Raw genomic sequence first — 18677 nt, 5'->3', positions numbered from 1 at the left:
AAATGCTCGATGACGGATGGGTATGACTGTTATCAGAATGCGTTGGCGGAGCGGGTGAACGGGATTTTGAAAGGAGAGTTATTGTTGCAAAGCCCGCAGGATTTGGCGCAAGCGCGGGAGATTGTGCGTGAAGCGGTGGATATTTACAACGCGGAGCGGCCGCATCATGCGTTGAAATACAGAACCCCCGATGCAGTACATAGGGGGTTCTGAGTAGAGAAATGCTAGTTGAAAATGTGTAAACCTATTTCAGGACTAGACAATAACTGGTCGGAGTAAGATAAAGCACCCAACTGGCTGTTTTCTGATAGAATACTCCCCCTGTGTGAGTCCCGGATGGGCTCACGGTCCGGTCTCCCGGGCCCAGTTTGCCGTCTTGTGCTAAGGCGGGTGTAGCAATAGGTTAATCATGAGTTTTGCCGATAGTTTGTTCTTTTTAATGCTGCTGGTTGGCGGCAGTGTGTTCTTCTCCCTCTCCGAGATCTCTCTCGCCGCGTCTCGCAAAATCAAATTGCAGGTGATGGCAGATGAAGGTAATCGCCAGGCCGAAAAGGTGCTGGCCCTGCAGGCCCAGCCGGGCAACTTTTTCACCGTGGTGCAGATTGGCCTCAATACCGTCGCCATTCTGGGCGGTATCCTGGGTGAGTCTGCCCTCAACCCCGCCATCAAGGGAATTGTCTCCCAGTTCTACCAGGGCCCCTGGCTTGGCGAGATCAGCTCCGGTGCCTCCTTCGTGTTCGTCACCGGCATGTTTATCCTGATCGCCGACCTGATGCCCAAGCGTCTGGCCATGACCATGCCCGAGCAGATTGCCGTGGTGGTGGTGCGCCCCATGCTCTTCTTCGTCACCGTGTTGATGCCGCTGGTGTGGGTCTTCAACGGATTGGCCAACTCCCTGTTCCGTCTGATGCGCGTCTCCACGGTGCGTAACGACGAGATCACCTCCGACGATATCTATGCGGTGATGGATGCTGGTGCCGAGGCGGGGGTTATCCAGCGCGAGGAGCATCAGCTCATCGAGAACGTATTCGAGTTGCAGTCCCTTGGTGTCACCTCTGCCATGACGGCCCGCGAGAGCCTCATCTACTTCACCCTGCAAGAGAGTGAAGAGAGCATCAAGGCGAAGATCGCCGAACATCCCCACAACAAGTTTCTGGTCTGTGACCACAACCTCGACAGCATCAAGGGCTTTGTCGATGCCAAAGAGTTGCTGATCCGCGTTATCGGCGGCCAGAGCATCGACCTGATCGGTGGCAACCTGGTGCAGAACGTCATCATCATCCCCGATACCCTGAACCTCTATGAGGCGATGGAGTACTTCAAGAATCATCGTGGCGACTTTGCCGTGGTGATGAACGAGTACGCGCTGGTGGTGGGGATTGTCACCATGAATGACCTGATGAGCACCGTCATGGGCGAGTGGGCGACCCACGTGGTGGAAGAGCAGATCGTCCAGCGCGACGAGAACTCCTGGCTGGTGGACGGGGTCACTCCCATCTCCGACGTGATGCGCGCCTTCGATATCGAAGAGTTCCCCGAGAACCAGAACTACGAGACCATCGCCGGCTTTATCATGTATATGCTGCGCAAGATCCCCAAGCGCACTGACTCGGTCAAATACGCCGGTTACAAGTTCGAAGTGGTGGATATCGACAGTTACAAGATTGATCAGCTGCTGGTTACCCGGGTCGAGCCGGCTGTGGCCGAGAAGCCAGCTCAGGAATCGTAAAAGGAGCGACATAAGAGTCATGAAGATGCAGTATCATTCCCGTGCGCTGGCCTGTGTCGCGCTCACCCTGGCACTGGGTGCCTGTAGTCAGAGTGCGCCGCGCAAAGCCACAGTGGCAGCCAAGCCGGTTGCCCCCAAGCCTGCCGTGGTCGTGCCGCAGCCGGATCCCGATGCGGTGGTGCAAAGCGGCATGGCCGAGCCGAGCCCGGTCTTTGATGAGCAGTATCATGGCCCGGATCAGGGGTCGCTGGAGTCGGTTACCGCCCTGTTTGCCCGTGGCTACATCGAGTCCGCCATGCGCGAGACCATGCTGGCGGCGGTGCACAACGACTATCCGCTGCTCGGCATGCGGGATGTGCGGTTGACCGATCCGGTCTCCAAATTCCTCACCTCCGAGCATGCGGCCACCACGGCCCATGACTATCTCTATGCGGGTGTGCAGCGTCGCCTCGGTCGTCCGCTCAGCCCTGCCCAGTGGGAGCAGATCTGGCGCGGCTTGCCGCAGCAGGGTCGGGTCTCCGACTGGGTCAAACAGATTAAGCGAGTGCTGGCCGGGCGTTAAGTTACCAGCGGATCAAGATTGTGATGAGGCCACCTTCGGGTGGCCTCTTGCATTTCTGCGTTTGCCTCGCCGTTTGCACGCTGATTTCTGCTGATGCTGATTGCCGCCCGTGGCGCTTTGCTTTATCTTGTTTTGGCCATCCAAACATCCATATGTTTTTATGGCTATATAATAAAATGGCTTCCCAGGATGAAGCGGGACGATCTGCAGCGATTCGATGCGAAACCGCAGATCAACAAAACAAACAGATAAATACGCAAATAAACAACGCACATAACGAAGAGACACGACAGATGGAAACCAGGGAATTGTGGGTGCTGGATGGGGGCATGGGGCGCGAGTTGGCACGGCGAGGGGCACCGTTTCGTCAACCCGAGTGGTCGGCGCTGGCCTTGATGGAGGCGCCAGAGACGGTGCGTGATGTGCATCAGGCCTATGTGGCGAGCGGGGCCAGGGTCATTACTACCAACAGCTATGCGCTGGTGCCGTTTCATATCGGCGATGAGCGTTTCTTTGCCGATGGGGAGGGGCTGGCAGCGCTGGCTGGTCAACTGGCCCGTGAGGTGGCTGACGAGCAGAAGGGCGCCGTGCAGGTGGCGGGTTCTCTGCCACCGCTGTTTGGCTCCTACCGTGCCGACCTGTTCAAGGCGGACCGGGTGAGCGAGCTGGCGACACCGCTTATCCGGGCGCTATCCCCTTATGTGGATATCTGGTTGGCCGAGACCATGAGCCTGATTGCCGAGCCACTGGCCCTGAAAGCGCTGTTGCCTGACGATGGCAAGCCGTTCTGGGTCTCCTTCACGCTGGAAGATGAGGCGCCGGGCAACGAGCCGCGACTACGTTCCGGCGAGCAGGTGGCTGATGCGGTGACCACGTTAGTGGCGGCTGGGGTCGATGCCATCCTGTTCAACTGCTGTCAGCCCGAGGTGATCGAGGGGGCCCTCGAGGTTGCCCGCACCCGATTGCAGGCGCTGGGCCGCGCAGACATTCGCCTCGGTGCTTACGCCAACGCCTTCCCGCCGCAACCCAAAGAGGCCACCGCCAACGATGGGCTGGACGAGATCCGCGCCGATCTGGGGCCGCTGGATTACCTTGGCTGGGCCGAGCGCTGGCGCGCGGCCGGGGCGAATTTGATCGGTGGTTGCTGCGGCATCGGCCCCGAGCATATTCAGGCGCTGAGCAGCCGGTTGCGCTAAGGAGTACCCATGAAAGAGAACAAGATTGGGCTCTGGTCCCTCACCGCGCTGGTATTCAGCTCCATGGTGGGGGCGGGGATTTTCAGCCTGCCCCAGAACATGGCCGAGGTGGCGGGGGCGCGCGCCGTGCTGATCGGTTGGGGTGTGACGGGGGTGGGCATCCTGGCGCTCGCCATGAGCTTCCTTTACCTGTCGCGGTTAAGGCCGGATCTTGACGGCGGCATCTACAGCTACGCCCGCGCCGGTTTTGGCGATCTGGTGGGCTTCTTCTCCGCCTGGGGATACTGGCTCTGCGCTACCATCGGCGTGGTGGGTTATCTGGTGATCGCCTTTGCCGCGCTGGGCAGCTTTGTCGACACCCCCGAGCAGGTCTGGTTTGGTGACGGCAATACCCTGGCGGCGTTTGTCGGCGAGTCCTGCATCCTCTGGTCGGTACACCTGCTGGTGGCTCGTGGCGTGCAGCAGGCGGCGCTGTTCAATCTGGTGGCGACTCTGGCCAAGAGCCTGCCGCTGCTGCTGTTTATCCTGTTTGCCTGCTACTGGTTCGACCCGGTCACCTTCGCAGCGGATCAGCAGGGCAGTACCCTGGCGGTGCCGGTCTCCGAGCAGGTGCGCAACACCATGTTGATTACCCTCTGGGTTTTTACCGGCATCGAGGGGGCGGCTGTGTTGTCGGCCCGCGCCAGAAACCGGCGGGATGTGGGCACGGCCACCGTGCTTGGCGTGGTATTGGCGCTGCTGCTCTATGTGCTTATCTCGGTGCTGGCGCTCGGAATATTGAGTCGGCCCGAGCTGGCGGCGCTACCCAACCCCTCCATGGCAGGGCTGATGGCCCAGATGACCGGCTCCTGGGGCAAGCTGCTCATCAGCGTCGGCCTTATCGTCTCGGTGCTTGCCTCCTACGTGAGCTGGACCCTCTTCTCGGCGGAGGTGCCGTTCAGCGCAGCCCGCCACGGTGCGTTTCCCGCCATCTTCCGGCGCCAGAACCGCAATGGGACGCCTATCGCATCGCTTTGGCTCACCAGCCTGACGGTGCAGACTTGCCTGCTGCTGGTGTGGCTGCTCGGCAAGGGCTACACCAGCCTGCTGCTTATCTCCACCTCGATGATTTTGGTGCCCTACCTGCTGATCGGCCTGTTCTTGCTCAAGCTTTCGTTCAGCAAGGAGGGAGAGAGTGGGCAGGGCCGAGGCCTGATGCGGGCGGTGGCACTGGTGTCGAGCGGTTACGGCTTCTGGCTGCTCTATGCCGCCGGGGTGGAGTATCTGCTGCTGTCGTTGTTGCTCTACGGGCCGGGTCTGCTGCTGTTTCTCTACAGCCGTCGTCAGCTGGGCGCAGATCTTTGCCTGAGTGGTCGCGAACGGCTATTGGCCGGAGTGACCTTGCTGAGCCTGATCCCCGCCGTCTGGTCGTTCGCCCATCTCTGATATCGAAGATGTGACTGACCATAAAAGAGAGCGCCACTGTGGCGCTCTCTTGTTATCAGGGATTGGTTATCAGGGGCTTGCTATCCGGGAGTTGCTATTCGATGCGAAGGCTCAGCGGCTGGCAGGTCCGGCCGGTTTGCCAAACAGCACTGCGAGCTTTTGTCGCCAGGGTAGGCCACGGGCGTCACGCAGCATGTCGCGCCACTCGTGGAAGGTGAGGGTGAGGGGATTGAAGCTGTGGATCGGCTTGGTGATGCCAAAGCGACACGGCTCGGCCGGATCTTCCTCGACAAAGGTACCAAGCAGCCGATCCCAGATGATCAGCACGCCGGCAAAGTTGCGGTCTATGTATTTGGCGTTACTGGCGTGGTGCACCCTGTGGTGGGAGGGGGTGTTGAAGAGCCACTCAAGCCAGCCGAGCTTGCCCACCACCTGGGTGTGGACGAAGAACTGGAAGCCCAGGCTGAGCAGCACGGTGGCGACCACTGCCTCGGGGGGGAAGCCGATGACAATCATCGGGATCCAGAACAGCCACATGCCGGAGATGGGATACATCAGGCTCTGGCGAAAAGCGGTGGAGAGGTTGAGCCGCTCCGAGCTGTGGTGCACCACATGGGAGGCCCACAGCCAGCGAACATGGTGACTGGTGAAGTGGAACAGCCAGTAACAGAGATCCTGCAACAGGAACAGCAGTAGCACACTCCAGAGATTCAGCTCGATATCGAACAGTCGCCAGCCCCAGAGGGTGTCATACAGATAAGCAATGGCGATGGCCGCCAGCGCATCGCCCCCTTGGTGCATCAGGGCCAGGGCAGCGTTGGCGAACAGATCCCGCCACTGGTAGGTGGCGGTGGGAAAGGCCGCGCCATGTTTGCGCAGGTAGAGCATCTCCCAGCCGATAAAGGCCAGAAAAATCGGGGAGAGGTAGAGCAGAAGCAGTTGCACATCCATATGCGGCCATCCATTCAGAGCAATTGCTCTCCAGCATAAAGGATGGTTTTAATATTTCATTAACATTTTTCAGCCAACGAAGAGATGGCATGAAATATGGCGCGGCAGCAGAGGAAGGCGCGCTGGATGGCTATGCTTGATGCAGGCTTTTTCAGGAGGTGCTGGCTTATGCGCGTCTGGTGTTGCTTGTTGCTGGGGTTGTGCATGATGGCGCACGCCAAGACCCGGGTCGAGATCCTGGCGGATGCCGCCTATCCCCCCTACTCCTGGCAGGAGGGGGAGGAGGTCAGGGGGATCTATGCCGACATTATCCGAGAGGTAACCTCTGCCATGCCTGACTATGAGGTGGTGCTCAAGCCCATGCCGTGGCGGCGCGGTCTGAGCATGGTGGAGCAGGGGGCTGCCTTCGCCATTTTTCCACCTTACTACATGCCCGATACCCGCCCTTACATGTGGCCCTACTCCCAGCCGATGCTGGATGAAGAGCTGGTGGTGATGTGCGGTGCCAGTGTTGCGGCCAATACCCCGCAGGCCAGGTTTCCGCTCGACTATCACGGTTTACGCTTTGGCATGAACGCCGGTTTTGCCGTCGGCGGCGATGCCTTTTGGCTGGCGGTAAAAGAGAAGCAGATCGACGTGGAGGAGGTGAAAAGCAATCGGGAGAACCTGCTCAAGATTGTTCGCGGCCGGGTCGATTGCACCATCAATGATCGCCTCTCCCTGCTCTATGAGTTGCTCAACATGATAAAGGCCGATCAGCTGGCGGTGGCCGATATGTCCCTGCTCAAACAGGGGCCGGTGCTCAGCAAGGAGCAGGGGTTTCTCGGCTACAGCCGCAAGGGGGAGTATCCCTACAAACAGGCCTTTATCGATCAGTTTGACAAGGAGCTCTATCAGCTCAAAAAACGTGACGGGGTGAAAGTGATCGTGGAGCGCTATCTGGGAAAGTCCCCGCGCTGAGCCGATGAGATGGGCACTCGGGTTCAGCTGGGTTGAGTCTGCTCAGCGTGACAGACAAGAAGAGGGACCTTGCGGTCCCTCTTCGTTTATCCAGCAGAGCATGTTGGCTACAGCACCTGACTCAGGAACTGGCGCAGGCGTGGGGAGGGTGGATTGTCGAAGAAGTCGGCCGGTTTTTCATCTACCAGCAGTTCGCCACTCTCCATAAAGAGCACCCGATCCGCCACCTCGCGGGCAAAGCCCATCTCGTGGGTCACCACCACCATGGTCATTCCTTCGCGGGCCAGCCCCTTCATCACATCCAGCACTTCCCCCACCATTTCGGGGTCGAGCGCACTGGTGGGCTCGTCAAACAGCATGATGCGTGGCTGCATGGCGAGTGCCCGGGCAATGGCCACCCGCTGTTGCTGACCGCCGGAGAGCTGGGACGGATAGCTGGCCGCTTTCACCGACAGCCCCACTTTCAGCAGCAGCGCCTTGGCTCTGTCTTCGGCCTCACGGCGCGACAGGCCGCGCACCTTCTGCGGGGCGAGGCAGATATTATCCAGCACCGTCAGGTGGGGAAAGAGGTTGAAGGACTGAAACACCATGCCCACCTCTTCCCGCAGCTTGTTGACATCGCCCGGCTCGGTCAGGCAGATGCCGTCGACTACTATGTTGCCGTCGTTGATGGTCTCCAGCTGGTTGAGGGTGCGCAGGAAGGTGGACTTGCCCGAGCCACTGGGGCCGACGATCACCACCACTTCCCCTTCGGCCACCTGGGTGCTGACATTTTTCAAGGCGTGCACTTCGCTGCCGTAGAACTTCTCTACGCCGGTCGCTTTGATGATGGGATCAGTTGCTGCGCGCATATTTTGCCTCCAGAAAACGAACCGGGAAGGCGAAGGGGGTGCCTGTGATGGCTGCACTTCTCGATGCCTGTTGCACCTTGATGATGGGATCAGTTACTGCGTGCATATTTCACCTCCAGAAAACGAACCGGGAAGGCGAAGAGGGTGTCGGCGATGGCTGCACTTCTCGATGCCTGTTGCACCTTGATGATGGGATCAGTTGCTGCGTGCATATTTCACCTCGAGACGGCGTACCAGGAAAGAGAGGGTGCCGGTCAGCACCAGATAGAGCAGGGCCACGGTGAACCATACCTCGAACGGGCTGAAGGTGGAGCTCACCACCTCTCGCCCCGCCTTGGTCAGATCGGTGATGGAGATGACCGAGACTAGCGAGGAGTCCTTGATCAGGTTGATGAACTGACCCGCCAGTGGCGGCAGTACCCGCTTGAACGCCTGCGGCAGGATGACGTAGCGCATGGTCTGGGCGGAGGTCATGCCCAGACTGCGACCCGCCTCCATCTGCCCCTTGTGAATGGAGCTGATACCGGCGCGGACGATCTCCGCCACATAGGCACCGGTAAAGACCGCCAGCGCGGCGACCCCGGCGGTGAAGCGATCGAGGTTCAGTACGGTACCGATAAAGAAGTAGACGATGAAGATCTGAACCAGCAGCGGCGTGCCGCGGATCAGCTCCACGTAAGTGACCGCCAGATTGCGCAGGGCCGGATTGGGGGAGAGGCGCGCCAGCCCGGCCAGGGTGCCGAGCAGGATGGCGAAGATGCCTGCCACCAGCGAGAGCTTGACGGTGACCCAGACGCCCCAGGCGATGGGGCCTGCGGTCCAGCTCAGTTGGGTGTCGAGGGTATCGCCACGAAAAACGGTATCCCCTTCGGCAACTTGTACGCCGGTACTGGCGATGGCTTGCCGCACATTGGGGTCGAGATCGTCTTGCAGGAACAGCTTGCCCTTCTCGGCCTCGCTGGTGCCCGCCATCACGGTGCCGTCAAATTCGGCCAGATTCTTCTGCTCCGCCTGATAGGCGATGTATTGGGGAATGCGTTCCCAGCGCCAGGTGTAATCCACTGACTGGACAGCCTTGTAGATGCCGAATACGGCAACCAGCAGCATCAGCAGGAAAACCCCATGCCAGAGTAGCTGATTGGGTTGTTTTTCCATCTGTCTTGTCGGTTTGGGTGTGTGCACAGTCACAACCTCTTCTCGTTATTGTGTGGGGAGCTGCGTGGTGCAGGGGCGGCATGTGCCGCCCCCCGGAGGTTATTTGAGCTGATTCAGCCAGGCGTTGGATTCGAACCACTTCTTGTAGAGACGGTCGTAGCTGCCATCGCCCTTGATCTGGCGCAGGTAGTTGTTGAACCAGTTGAGGGTGTCCTGATCCCCTTTGCGGATGGCCCAGGCCAGCGGCTCGAAGGTGAACGGCTTGTCGAGGTGCACCACGGCGCCCTGATTCTGGGAGGCGAAAATAGCGTTGTAGGGCAGGTCATAGACGAACGCATCGACCTTGCCGTTGATCACTTCCAGCTTGGCGTCATCCTGGGTTTCAAACTGCAGCAGGGTGGCTTTGGGGATCAGGCGCTTGACTGCCTGCTCGCCGGTGGTGCCGAGCTTGACCGCGATCTTGTATTTCGGGTCGTTGAGGTCGGTGAAGGATTTGATTTCGCCCGCTTTCTCTTTGCGCAGGACTATGGTCTGGCCGACCACGATGTAAGGATCGGCGAAGTTCACCCGCAGATTGCGCTGGGGAGTGACGGTCATGCCGCCCATGATGACATCGAACTTGTTGGTCAGCAGCGCCGGAATGATGCCATCCCAGGCGGTGTTGACGAACTCGACCTTCACGCCCATCTCTTTGGCGACCATCTTGGCGAGATCCACGTCAAAGCCGATGTATTGGCCCTGCTTGTTGGTCATCTCGAAAGGTTGATAGCCGGCGTCGAAGCCGACTCGCAGCACGCCGCGTTCGAGCACGGCATCCAGGGTGGAGGTAGGGGCTGGGGTCGGGGCCGCCGTGGCGATCCCGCAAAACAGCAGGGTAGAAAGAATCAGTTTTTTGATCATAAGTGACGTCTCTGTCGGTGGTGTGTTCGGCCTTGAACCTGATCCCGTGCGACTCCGTGGCACAAGAGACTGCTGCGTCCGGCAACAGGCAAGACAGGATGAATGTCTTGAGCGGGACAAAAGCCCCATATGAGATGCTATGAATAGTGGTTGAGTGAAAAATGTACCAAAAACAGATTGTGTCAGAAGACTCAACAGGTTAGAGACATTTATTGCTCATGGCTTCATTCATAAAATCACACGAAAACAACATATCTATCTAATTGAGTGGGTTCAAGCCCAAATTATCCCCAAGACATTTTGTTACATAGAGAGGGGCTCGTATGTGGCTTGAGTCTGGTTGGGCTTATCTTTTTTGCATATCTCAAACCTGCTATAGCGGAATGGTGTGAGTTATCTGGTGGTGTGAAAAACAGACGAACAATATGTTTTTATTGTGAAAACAGTCAGGGTCTCTGGGTCTTGGCAAACGGTTCTCATATACTCACTTACCTCCCTCTGCCTGGTTTTGATATGGATGTCTCGTTGTTGCTGAAGCTGGATGTATTTACCCTGATGGTGATGGCATTGGGGGGATATAGCCTCGGGTTTATCACGCTCTCCATTATCTGGTCGACCCACCGGGAGATCCCGGGCATCGGGTTATGGTGGTGGTCCAGTCTCTGTGCGCTGGTGGCCCAGACGCTCTTCTCGTTGCAGGCATTTTTCCCCAGCCCATCCGGCATCTGGCTGGCCAACACCCTTATCACGCTCTGCATCGCGCTGATGCCGCTGGCGCTGCAGCGCTTTTTCGGCCAGCCCCCGAACTGGCGTGCCGGTGTGCTCTTCATGCTGGTCTATCTGATTATCCTGAGCTGGTGCATTGTGAAGGGGGGGATGGAGTCCCGGGTGATGCTGGCCTGCCTGAGCTACATGGTGCTGGGGGCGGTGATCGTCTATCTGGTCTGGCGTCACGGCTACCCCGACTATCTGCCGGCGGTGATGGTCTTTACCGTGGTCAACATCCTGCTCTACGCCTTCTACCTGATGCGGCTCTGGTTCCTGTGGCAGGACAACGTGCAGATGCTGATGGATAAGAGCGGGGTCAATGTGCTGCCCTTCCTCTCCATGCTGATGGGGAGCTATCTCTCCACCTTCGGGGTGCTGCTGCTCTGTACCCAATACCGGGCGCTGGCGCTGCACCAGCAGGCGAGCCACGACCCTCTCACCGGCCTGCTCAACCGGCGTGGCTTTATGGATCAGCTGAAGCAGCAAAAGTGGGGTGACGGCGGCGCGCTGGCCGTGCTCGATATCGACGATTTCAAGCAGATCAATGACCAGCATGGCCATGAGGTAGGTGATCGGGTGCTGGCCGAGCTCGGCGCCTATCTGGGTAGCCAGCCCGATCTGGTGTGCAGCCGTTTCGGTGGCGAGGAGTTTGTGCTGCTCTTCTCGCAGCCCGGTGTACTGGCGCTGCAACGCTGCGAGGGATTGCTGGAGGCTGTCGCGAACCGCAACATGGGCGGCCTCTCCATCACGGTCAGCATGGGGCTCTCCCACTGGCACGGGGAGTGGCACTTTGATCCTCTGTTCACTCAGGCCGACCATGCGCTCTATTGCGCCAAGCGGCAGGGCAAGAATCGGGTCTGTCAGGCTGGCCGGGAGGCGTAACTCCCGCTCAGTCCGGTATCACATAGTGTCGGCAGGTTGGGGGCGTGGTGCCTGCGCCTTGAGGAAGGGGAGCAGCAGCAGGGCCGAGACGCCAGCCGCCACCGAGATCACCACGAAGAAGCCGTTCCAGTGCCAGATCTCCATCACCTTGGCCAGCGGATAGCCTGACAGCGCCGCCCCCATGTAGGCAAACAGGCCGACAAAGCCGGTGGCCGCTCCCGCCGAGTTTTTGTGAGAGCACTCCGCTGCCGCCATGCCGATCAGCATCTGGGGGCCGAACACGAAAAAGCCGATGGTAAAGAAACATGCCGCCTGCATCACGTAGCTGAAGAAGGGCATCAGCCAGAGCGACCCCACCGCCAGCAGGATCCCCACCGCAAAGATGAGGTTCATCGGGCCGCGGTTGCCGTTGAACAGCTTGTCCGATCCCCAGCCCGCCACCAGGGCGCCGATAAAGCCCCCCACCTCGAACATGGAGATGGCCGAGTTGGCGCTCATCAGATTGAAGCCGCGCTGCTCGGTCATGTAGAGATTGCCCCAGTCATTGATGGCGGTACGCACCACATAGACCAGCACGTAGCAGCAAGCGAGCAGCCAGATATAGGGGTTGCCCAGCACATATTTGCGCAGGATCTGGCGGTGGGAGAGCCCTGCATCCTGAGTCTGCTGGGCCAGCTCCATCGCATCCTTGCGCCACTCGCCTACAGTCGGCAGTCCCATGGCACTCGGGGTATCCCGCAGCCGCCAGCAGAGGAACAATCCCGCGATGATGGCGATAAGGCCGGGCACTATCATGCCGTAGCGCCAGTCATGTTGCAGGGCGATGGTGCTGACGATAAGGGGGATGAGCGCGCCGCCGACGTTGTGGGCAGTGTTCCAGGCCGACCACCAGACGCCGCGCTCGGTGCGCGAATACCAGCTGGTAAGCAGCTTGGAGCAGGGGGGCCAGCCCCAGCCCTGGAAGAAGGCGTTGGCGACCCAGAGGGCGGCAAACATCCAGAGTGCCGACGAGAGGCCGAACAGGATATTGATAACGCCGGTGGCCATTAGTCCGACACCCATAAAGTAGCGCGGGTTGGCGCGGTCACTGATGATGCCGGAGAAGAACTTGGAGCAGCCGTAGGTGATGTAGAACAGGGTCCAGAGCATGCCGATGTCGGACTTGTCCAGCATGCCGCTCGCCAGCATGTCCGGCATGGCGAAGTTGAAGCTCTTGCGGGTGAAGTAGAAGACCGCGTAGCCCAGATACATGGTCAGCAGCAGATGCAGCCGCCAGTGGCGATAGGTGGCATCGATCTCGGCCTGATCCCGGATAAGGGGCCGGGGCGGCGCGCTTCTCATAAAACTCAGCACAGGCAGGCCCTCTGGTGGTGATTAGACATGACTCTCCTCCCGTCTGCGACTGGGCAGGTTGACCGTCAGCTGGGTGCCGTGGATGCAGGAGAGTTGCAGACTGCCCCCGAGCGCCTGTACCCGTTCGCGAATGCCGAGCAGGCCATAGCCCTGTTGCGGGCGGCTTTCCGGCAAACCGCGGCCATCATCTTCCAGCACCAGTTGCAACTGCTCGCCGCTGGTTCGGGCGCGAATGGTGACCGAGTGGGCGTTGGCATGTTTGACCACGTTGTTGAGCCCCTCCTGACAGACCCGAAACAGGGTGACCCGCTGGGCATCCGAGAGATCCCCATCCGCCAGCTGCCACTCCAGACGGGTGACGATGCCGTGACGCTCCAGCTCCAGTTCCCTCAGCAGTGCCCGTACCGCCTGTTCCAGAGTCATGTCATCGAGCTGGCGCGGGCGAAGCCGTCCGAGCAGACCGCGCACCGCGTCATAGATCCCGAGCGACAGTGTGTCGATCAGGGCGCTGCTCTGGCCCACCCCGGCGTTGTCGGGGGCGAGGCGGCGCACGATCCCTGCCTGGGTTCGAATGGCTGTGATGGTCTGGCCGATGTCGTCGTGCAGCTCGCGCGCCACCTCCTTGCGGATACTCTCCTCGGTCTCCAGCAGCCGCTCGGTGAGTTGGCGATTATGGGCGAGCTGGCGGGTCAGCGCCTGATTAAGTTCGCGCTGGCGCTGGATCCCGGCGCCGAGCAGCAGGCCGGTGAGGCTCTGGGCCAGCAGGGAGAGCAGCAGATCGAGCGGGTGATCGTGCCAGGCCTGACTGGCCAGCAGGGCGATGGTGTTCATCAGGGTGGCGAGCAGCGCCCCTTGCCAGCCGTAGCGCCACGCCATGGCGATGATGGGGATGGCCAGACAAAACGGAGTGAAGCGCACCAGCGAGTTGGGCAATCCCAGTTGCAGCCAGAGGCTCAATACGAACAACAGCAGATACCAGACCAGATGGCGAAAGCGCCACTCTACCGGCTGATCCACCAGCGCAGGCCCCAGTGGCACCCAAGTGGCGCGGGTGAGGTAGTGCCAGATCAGCATGCAGGTGGAGGTCAGCGTCAGCCCGCCGGTCAGGCTGAGCAGCAGGGCCGAGAGGCCATCTTCCCCGGCCAGATGCCAGAGCAGGGCTTGCAGCAGCGCCGCCGCCGTGACGGTGGCGAGCAGCAGCAACAGTTGCTGCCAGTCGTTGCGCACCTGTTGGCGGCGGGCAATCAGCAGCGGTAGCAGGGTCAGCAGACTGCCCGCGACCAGCCAAGGCCAGTGGGGCAGCCCTACCTCCAGATTGAGCCAGTAGAGCAGCAGTCCTTCGCACAGCAACAGCGGCGGCCAGTAGTGGCCGGGACTTTGCAGCAGCAGGCCGAGGCGCAGGCCGAAGGGGAACAGCAGCACCGCCAGCGCCGGGCCGCCCGCCAGATGCAGGCTGATGCTCCAGAGGCAAAACCAGCCGGCGGCAAAGATGAAGCAGGCCGCCAGCGCGATGGCGACATAGCTGGCAAAACGGGAGATCACCAGCTATCCAGCATGCGGTGGGCCAGCTCGACGTTGTTGCTGACCTTGAGCTTGTCCATCAGGTTGGCGCGATGGACGTGAACCGTCTTGGGGGAGAGTCCAAGCTGCTCGGCGATGGCCTTCACCTCCAGCCCCTGTGCCAGCAACTGGGCAATCTCCCGCTCCCGATTGGTGAGGGGATCCCGGCTGCTGCTGGCCAGCTTCTGGGCGATGTCCGGCGTAAGATAACACCCCCCCTGGGCGGCGGTACGCACCGCGGCGATCAGCTCGTCCGGACTGCAGCGTTTGGAGAGAAACCCCTTGGCGCCGGTTTGCAAGGCCTGCTCGATGAGGGCCGGGCTGTCGTGCACCGAGAGCATCACCACCGCAAGGCCGGAGGGGAGCTGCTTGAGCAGATCCAGTCCCGACTGGTCGGGCATCGAGATGTCGCAGACACAGACACGCGCCCCGCTGCCGGGCAGACCGGCAAGGGCGTCGCTGGCGGAGCCGAATTCGGCGACCACCTGCAGGTCGGGCTCCAGATTGAGCAGTTGGGCAAAACCGGATCGGACGATCTGGTGATCGTCGATGAGGGCAATTTTTATCATGATGTCAGCCTGAAATTCGGTGCGTCATGACCATGACGCGGCCAACAAGATACCTGCCCCCCGAGTCAGGCTCAAGCAGCAGCAGGAAAAGGGGCTAAAAACCGGGGGGCAAGGTGCGCAAAGCTTGATCGGGATCAGCTGGCAAGGGCGAGCAAGCGGGCTGATCAACAGGGGGATGACCAGCCCGTGGGACTCAGCGGTGCAGCTCGCCGGCGCGCTCCGGCTGATAAACCACTTCCAGAATTTCGACCTCGATGGTGCGACCGGCCGGGCCTGGCCAGGCGATGCTGTCGCCCACTTTCAGGCCGAGCAGGGCGCTGCCCACCGGCGCCAGTACCGAGATGTTGCTCTCGTCGCCCTTGGCATCGCGCGGATAGACCAGGGTGAGGCAGAACTCGTTGCCGCTACTCTGCATCTTGAAGCGCACCTTGCTGTTCATGGTGACCACGTCCGGCGGCATGTCGGCCGGTTCACGGATCTCGGCGCGGTCCAGCTCCTCTTGCAGGGCCAGATGCTGCGGGTGGTTGCCGAGCAGTTGTTCGATACGGTCCAGATCAAGGCTGGAGATAACCAGATGAGGTTGTTTCATAAGATATTCCTTATCAATAGCGGATAGGCCCATACCGGCGGGTGCAGGTTGGCCATCACACAGGGTGTTACAAAAATGGATTCAACAGGTTCAATCGATTGAAAATGCCATGCCCCCAAGCGACTCGCGGCCGAAGGAGCGAGGCGGGGGCTCAGCAGGGTGTGAGTAAATGCGAGGAAATAGCGAGTATTTTCATGGGCCTACCATAACCATTCTGGCCGGCCTTGGCAACCGTGATTGAGTGACTACTCAGGAACCTGATAGTTGTACTGACGGATGATCCGCGTGAGCGAGCCATCACGGCGCATCTCGTCGATTACTGCTTGCCAGCGTTGCGCCTGTTTGAAGGGGAAATCCTTGTGAGCGGCCAGGAACAGTTGGGTATTCATCAACACTTCCCCGCGAACCAGCTGTTGTGATGAGCGTTTGTCTTGTTGTTGGGCATACAGGATGACATTCCATGCGGCGACCCAGGCATCAATGCGACCGCGATGGAGTTTATGAGCGTTGAGTTGCTCATCTGCCACTGTCTCTCCCCGGATCCCGATGCGTTGCTTGAGTAGATGTTGACCAAACGAGTAGCGCAGCACGCCCACATCAAGGTTCTTCAAATCGCTGCTTTTCAGTGCTTTTGGGTGAAATTGGCGATCGCTGACGATCAAAAATTGCTCATCGAGGATGGGCGTTACCCACTGATAGAGGTGCTCTCGCTGACTGCTTCGCACGGGCGGTATCATCAATACATCGGGGCGATGAATTGTCTGGGTCAGTGCACGTGGAAGCGGCATCAACTCGATGGTGAGCGGCTCGCCTAGACGGCGGGCTGCTTCCTCCATGATCTCGATGGCGACACCGCTTGGTTTGCCGTGAGAGGAGCGAATGACATAAGGGGGCAATTCGGCCGCCACCAGCACAATAGCCTGGGCACCGGTGTGTACCAGCAATAACAGCAGAGCAAAAAAGGGCAGGCAGAGAGCGCGCATCAAGGTCGTGAGCCAGAGTCGAATATGCAGAGTGTAACATTCCTGCCTGCGTTGTCGTTGTGCCCGCTGAGGGGTTGGGATCTCAGTCGAAGAAATCCCGCAGATCGCGCACTTCGTAATCAGCGAGTTGCTGCCAGGGGAGTTGAGCAGGCAGCTTGCGCAGGGTCACCTCCATCCGGTAGCTGCGATAGCCATCGAGGCTGGCCGACTCGACCACCAGCGGGATCTGCCACTGACTCGACCAGAGAATCCGGGTTCGTTGCTGCCCTTCGCGCTTTTCATACCAGCGGGTCTGCTCGGGGGCGGCCTCATCCAGTGGGGTCATCCCCTCGAGCAGCGCCGGGTTGACGAGATGGCGGATCCGCGGCCAGTCGGGTTTGAAGGCCACCTGGCCATACTCTTCCACCGGCACCTCAACCAGCTGGTTGTGCCAGCTGTCGGCATAACGCAGCTGCAGCTCACCCTCATCACTGCGGCTGACCCAGCGGGCCGCCATCTGGTGGGTAAAGTGCTTGTGGCCGGGGGTGGCGTCGTGAGTGGCGTGATAGGCACGGGCAAGGGGGAGGGGAATGAGCCGCTGGCTCCACACCTGATTGCCCACGCGCAGCCACTTCTCTTGCCAGACACTCTCTCTGGCGATGCCATCGCTGCCGGTGTTCCGGTCGTGATAGCTGATCCGGGCGGCGAGATCCGGGGGCGTGTCGTCAGCATGCAGGGGGAAGGCGAGGGTGCTGCCAAGCAGCCATAACGAAAGCAAAAGTCGCATCATCATCTGTCGCTCGAAAGAGCCGGGGCCCGGGCCGCTGAGTCAATTGCTCAGATGCACCCGGGCCCCTGCTGCTTACAGGCCGAGCGCCTCCCGCAGTTTGCCAAACACCTTGGTGTTATCCAGTGTGCCTTTGAAGCGGTTGCTGCCGGCGCCATCGGCAAACAGCATCACATCGCCGCCGCCGTGGGTTTCCGATGTCAGTTTGACACCGGTCTCCTGCAGATAGTCATTGGCCATCACCTGATCGCTGGTGAGGACGGGGCGTACATCGGGGCGGTTGGGGCCGTTACCGAACACCAGGGTGGTGAAGGGCTTGCCATCCACGTCGTTCTGGGTCGAGCCATCGCCATTTTTCACCAGATCCAGCACCGGATTGCCCTTGGCGGAGTAGCCGTTAATGGTCATGGTGTGGTCATGGTCGGCGGTGACCACGATCAGGGTATTGTTGAGATCCACTTTACCCAGCGCCGTCTTGACCGCCTCATCCAGTGCCACCGCGTCGGTGAGCGAGCGCTTGGCGTTGGTGCCGTGCAGGGCATGATCGATCCGGCCGCCTTCTACCATCAGGAAATAACCCTGACTGTTCTTGCTCAGCAGGTCGATCGCCTTGGCGGTCATCTCGGAGAGGGACGGCTGGGTATTGGCAGCCCCTTTGGCGACCCGATCCAGTTCGTAGTCGAGGTGGGATTTGCTGCTGAACAGACCGAGCACCTTGCCACTGGTGACCTTGGCCAGTTCACTTTGGGTGGTGACATAGCTGTATCCCTGAGCCTTCATCTCGGCGGTCAGGTCGCGGTTGTCATTGCGACCGCCCTTGTTGCTGGCGCTGTAGGGGGTCCAGTGATTGGCACCACCGCCCATCAGCACATCGACCCCATCCTTGAGGGCACTGTTATAGCCAGCGCCCCCAGGAACGGCCTGTGCGGCGATGTCATAAGCGGCATCCCGATGGCAGATGTGGGCGTAGGTAGCCGCCGGGGTCGCGTGGGTCAGCTCGGTAGTGGTGACGGCTCCGACCGATTTGCCTGCCGCCTTGGCCAGCTCCAGGATGGTGGGCACCGGCTTGCCGTTATCGCTGCTGCAATTGTTGACGGTTTTGTTGCCATTGACGTCTTTGCCGGGGGCGACGGCTTTGGTGTCGCTGCTCATGGCGATCACCTCGTTGTTCATCTTGACCCCGGTGGTGTAGGCCGCCATGGAGGGGGCCGAGTCGGTGGTCTGGGCATCGTTGGAGAAGGTCTTGATGCGGGCACTGCGCGGCAGTTTCATCATCTCCAGATTGCTCTCTTCTCCCACCTTGAACAGGCGGGTGGCGGTGAGCACGGTAGGCCCCATGCCATCACCGATAAAGAGAATGACGTTTTTGGCATCACCGGCCTGTGCCTGGGAGGTTGCGCCCAGCGCACTGAACAGGGCGGCGCAGACCAGCGTGTGCTTGATGGATGTGTTCATCTGTTTGCTCATGAAAGTGCTCC

20 protein-coding genes are annotated in these 18677 nt (G+C 60.1%); 7 read left to right on the top strand and 13 right to left on the bottom strand.

The window, feature by feature from the left end; translation table 11 throughout:
* The 5 genes from ACW5XC_RS17130 to ACW5XC_RS17110 all read left to right on the top strand — a co-directional run.
* Positions 1–213, top strand: a 213-nt coding sequence (locus ACW5XC_RS17130) for an integrase core domain-containing protein (protein WP_456516099.1), incomplete at its 5' end; no start/stop codon positions are given.
* Between the two features lie 196 nt (positions 214–409).
* The gene (locus tag ACW5XC_RS17125) at positions 410–1729 is read left to right on the top strand and encodes a hemolysin family protein (RefSeq protein ID WP_005334094.1); all 1320 of its coding nucleotides are present in this window, start codon (positions 410–412) and stop codon (positions 1727–1729) included.
* A 19-nt stretch (positions 1730–1748) separates the two neighbouring features.
* Entirely contained in the window at positions 1749–2291 is a 543-nt protein-coding gene (locus tag ACW5XC_RS17120) for a hypothetical protein (protein WP_074042651.1), read from the top strand.
* Between the two features lie 293 nt (positions 2292–2584).
* Complete coding sequence (locus tag ACW5XC_RS17115; protein ID WP_074042650.1) at positions 2585–3487, top strand: homocysteine S-methyltransferase family protein; 903 nt, start codon at positions 2585–2587, stop codon at positions 3485–3487.
* Positions 3488–3496: 9 nt separating this feature from the next.
* Positions 3497–4912 carry a basic amino acid/polyamine antiporter gene (locus tag ACW5XC_RS17110; RefSeq protein ID WP_074042649.1) on the top strand — a complete coding sequence of 472 codons (1416 nt, stop codon included), beginning with the start codon at positions 3497–3499 and terminating at the stop codon, positions 4910–4912.
* 111 nt (positions 4913–5023) lie between these two features.
* Here ACW5XC_RS17110 and ACW5XC_RS17105 read toward each other — a convergent pair whose 3' ends face one another.
* Positions 5024–5863 carry a sterol desaturase family protein gene (locus tag ACW5XC_RS17105; RefSeq protein ID WP_042053221.1) on the bottom strand — a complete coding sequence of 280 codons (840 nt, stop codon included), beginning with the start codon at positions 5861–5863 and terminating at the stop codon, positions 5024–5026.
* A gap of 168 nt (positions 5864–6031) precedes the next feature.
* Between ACW5XC_RS17105 and ACW5XC_RS17100 the strand changes: the two genes are divergently transcribed.
* Positions 6032–6823: a substrate-binding periplasmic protein gene (locus ACW5XC_RS17100; RefSeq protein ID WP_042053220.1), complete on the top strand. Its 792-nt coding sequence runs from the start codon at positions 6032–6034 to the stop codon at positions 6821–6823.
* A 107-nt stretch (positions 6824–6930) separates the two neighbouring features.
* Here ACW5XC_RS17100 and ACW5XC_RS17095 read toward each other — a convergent pair whose 3' ends face one another.
* From ACW5XC_RS17095 to ACW5XC_RS17075, 5 genes are all read right to left on the bottom strand, one after another.
* The gene (locus tag ACW5XC_RS17095; protein WP_005350722.1) at positions 6931–7674 is read right to left on the bottom strand and encodes an amino acid ABC transporter ATP-binding protein; all 744 of its coding nucleotides are present in this window, start codon (positions 7672–7674) and stop codon (positions 6931–6933) included.
* The gene (locus ACW5XC_RS17090) at positions 7658–7780 is read right to left on the bottom strand and encodes a hypothetical protein (protein ID WP_019445266.1); all 123 of its coding nucleotides are present in this window, start codon (positions 7778–7780) and stop codon (positions 7658–7660) included. Before ACW5XC_RS17090 ends, ACW5XC_RS17095 begins: the two co-directional genes overlap by 17 nt.
* A complete protein-coding gene (locus tag ACW5XC_RS17085; protein WP_265339888.1) occupies positions 7764–7886 on the bottom strand; it encodes a hypothetical protein in 123 nt (40 codons plus the stop codon). The genes ACW5XC_RS17090 and ACW5XC_RS17085 overlap by 17 nt, the downstream gene beginning before the upstream one ends.
* Positions 7870–8829, bottom strand: a complete 960-nt coding sequence (locus ACW5XC_RS17080; protein WP_019445267.1) for an amino acid ABC transporter permease — start codon at positions 8827–8829, stop codon at positions 7870–7872. The genes ACW5XC_RS17085 and ACW5XC_RS17080 overlap by 17 nt, the downstream gene beginning before the upstream one ends.
* 99 nt (positions 8830–8928) lie before the next feature.
* Positions 8929–9729, bottom strand: a complete 801-nt coding sequence (locus tag ACW5XC_RS17075) for a transporter substrate-binding domain-containing protein (protein ID WP_005334079.1) — start codon at positions 9727–9729, stop codon at positions 8929–8931.
* A 513-nt stretch (positions 9730–10242) separates the two neighbouring features.
* On the opposite strand from ACW5XC_RS17075, the gene ACW5XC_RS17070 reads away from it, so the two are divergent.
* The gene (locus ACW5XC_RS17070; RefSeq protein WP_042053219.1) at positions 10243–11379 is read left to right on the top strand and encodes a GGDEF domain-containing protein; all 1137 of its coding nucleotides are present in this window, start codon (positions 10243–10245) and stop codon (positions 11377–11379) included.
* Positions 11380–11397: 18 nt separating this feature from the next.
* Here ACW5XC_RS17070 and uhpC read toward each other — a convergent pair whose 3' ends face one another.
* From uhpC to ACW5XC_RS17035, 7 genes are all read right to left on the bottom strand, one after another.
* Positions 11398–12732 carry an MFS transporter gene (gene uhpC, locus ACW5XC_RS17065; protein ID WP_042053218.1) on the bottom strand — a complete coding sequence of 445 codons (1335 nt, stop codon included), beginning with the start codon at positions 12730–12732 and terminating at the stop codon, positions 11398–11400.
* Positions 12733–12753: 21 nt separating this feature from the next.
* The gene (gene uhpB / locus ACW5XC_RS17060; protein ID WP_042053217.1) at positions 12754–14274 is read right to left on the bottom strand and encodes a signal transduction histidine-protein kinase/phosphatase UhpB; all 1521 of its coding nucleotides are present in this window, start codon (positions 14272–14274) and stop codon (positions 12754–12756) included.
* The gene (uhpA, locus tag ACW5XC_RS17055; protein WP_005334071.1) at positions 14271–14861 is read right to left on the bottom strand and encodes a transcriptional regulator UhpA; all 591 of its coding nucleotides are present in this window, start codon (positions 14859–14861) and stop codon (positions 14271–14273) included. Before uhpA ends, uhpB begins: the two co-directional genes overlap by 4 nt.
* 193 nt (positions 14862–15054) lie before the next feature.
* Entirely contained in the window at positions 15055–15450 is a 396-nt protein-coding gene (rnk, locus tag ACW5XC_RS17050; RefSeq protein ID WP_005334070.1) for a nucleoside diphosphate kinase regulator, read from the bottom strand.
* 245 nt (positions 15451–15695) lie between these two features.
* Entirely contained in the window at positions 15696–16433 is a 738-nt protein-coding gene (locus ACW5XC_RS17045; protein ID WP_042053216.1) for a substrate-binding periplasmic protein, read from the bottom strand.
* 82 nt (positions 16434–16515) lie between these two features.
* Complete coding sequence (locus tag ACW5XC_RS17040) at positions 16516–17202, bottom strand: hypothetical protein (protein WP_042053235.1); 687 nt, start codon at positions 17200–17202, stop codon at positions 16516–16518.
* Between the two features lie 72 nt (positions 17203–17274).
* Complete coding sequence (locus tag ACW5XC_RS17035) at positions 17275–18666, bottom strand: alkaline phosphatase (protein ID WP_042053215.1); 1392 nt, start codon at positions 18664–18666, stop codon at positions 17275–17277.
* Between the last annotated feature and the right edge of the window lie 11 nt (positions 18667–18677).

It is taken from the genome of Aeromonas sp. 25-AL00135 (genome assembly GCF_054052385.1).
Note: the sequence above shows the minus strand (reverse complement) of the source record. Positions and strands in the feature narration are given on the sequence as shown.

Excerpts from the sequence above, each read along its gene's own strand:
- ACW5XC_RS17125 (WP_005334094.1), top strand. The coding sequence starts at position 410 with ATGAGTTTTGCCGATAGTTTGTTCTTTTTAATGCTGCTGGTTGGCGGC.
- ACW5XC_RS17120 (WP_074042651.1), top strand. The coding sequence starts at position 1,749 with ATGAAGATGCAGTATCATTCCCGTGCGCTGGCCTGTGTCGCGCTCACC.
- ACW5XC_RS17115 (WP_074042650.1), top strand. The coding sequence starts at position 2,585 with ATGGAAACCAGGGAATTGTGGGTGCTGGATGGGGGCATGGGGCGCGAG.
- ACW5XC_RS17110 (WP_074042649.1), top strand. The coding sequence starts at position 3,497 with ATGAAAGAGAACAAGATTGGGCTCTGGTCCCTCACCGCGCTGGTATTC.
- ACW5XC_RS17105 (WP_042053221.1), bottom strand. The coding sequence starts at position 5,863 with ATGGATGTGCAACTGCTTCTGCTCTACCTCTCCCCGATTTTTCTGGCC.
- ACW5XC_RS17100 (WP_042053220.1), top strand. The coding sequence starts at position 6,032 with ATGCGCGTCTGGTGTTGCTTGTTGCTGGGGTTGTGCATGATGGCGCAC.
- ACW5XC_RS17095 (WP_005350722.1), bottom strand. The coding sequence starts at position 7,674 with ATGCGCGCAGCAACTGATCCCATCATCAAAGCGACCGGCGTAGAGAAG.
- ACW5XC_RS17090 (WP_019445266.1), bottom strand. The coding sequence starts at position 7,780 with ATGCACGCAGTAACTGATCCCATCATCAAGGTGCAACAGGCATCGAGA.
- ACW5XC_RS17085 (WP_265339888.1), bottom strand. The coding sequence starts at position 7,886 with ATGCACGCAGCAACTGATCCCATCATCAAGGTGCAACAGGCATCGAGA.
- ACW5XC_RS17080 (WP_019445267.1), bottom strand. The coding sequence starts at position 8,829 with ATGGAAAAACAACCCAATCAGCTACTCTGGCATGGGGTTTTCCTGCTG.
- ACW5XC_RS17075 (WP_005334079.1), bottom strand. The coding sequence starts at position 9,729 with ATGATCAAAAAACTGATTCTTTCTACCCTGCTGTTTTGCGGGATCGCC.
- ACW5XC_RS17070 (WP_042053219.1), top strand. The coding sequence starts at position 10,243 with ATGGATGTCTCGTTGTTGCTGAAGCTGGATGTATTTACCCTGATGGTG.
- uhpA (WP_005334071.1), bottom strand. The coding sequence starts at position 14,861 with ATGATAAAAATTGCCCTCATCGACGATCACCAGATCGTCCGATCCGGT.
- rnk (WP_005334070.1), bottom strand. The coding sequence starts at position 15,450 with ATGAAACAACCTCATCTGGTTATCTCCAGCCTTGATCTGGACCGTATC.
- ACW5XC_RS17045 (WP_042053216.1), bottom strand. The coding sequence starts at position 16,433 with ATGCGCGCTCTCTGCCTGCCCTTTTTTGCTCTGCTGTTATTGCTGGTA.
- ACW5XC_RS17040 (WP_042053235.1), bottom strand. The coding sequence starts at position 17,202 with ATGATGCGACTTTTGCTTTCGTTATGGCTGCTTGGCAGCACCCTCGCC.
- ACW5XC_RS17035 (WP_042053215.1), bottom strand. The coding sequence starts at position 18,666 with ATGAGCAAACAGATGAACACATCCATCAAGCACACGCTGGTCTGCGCC.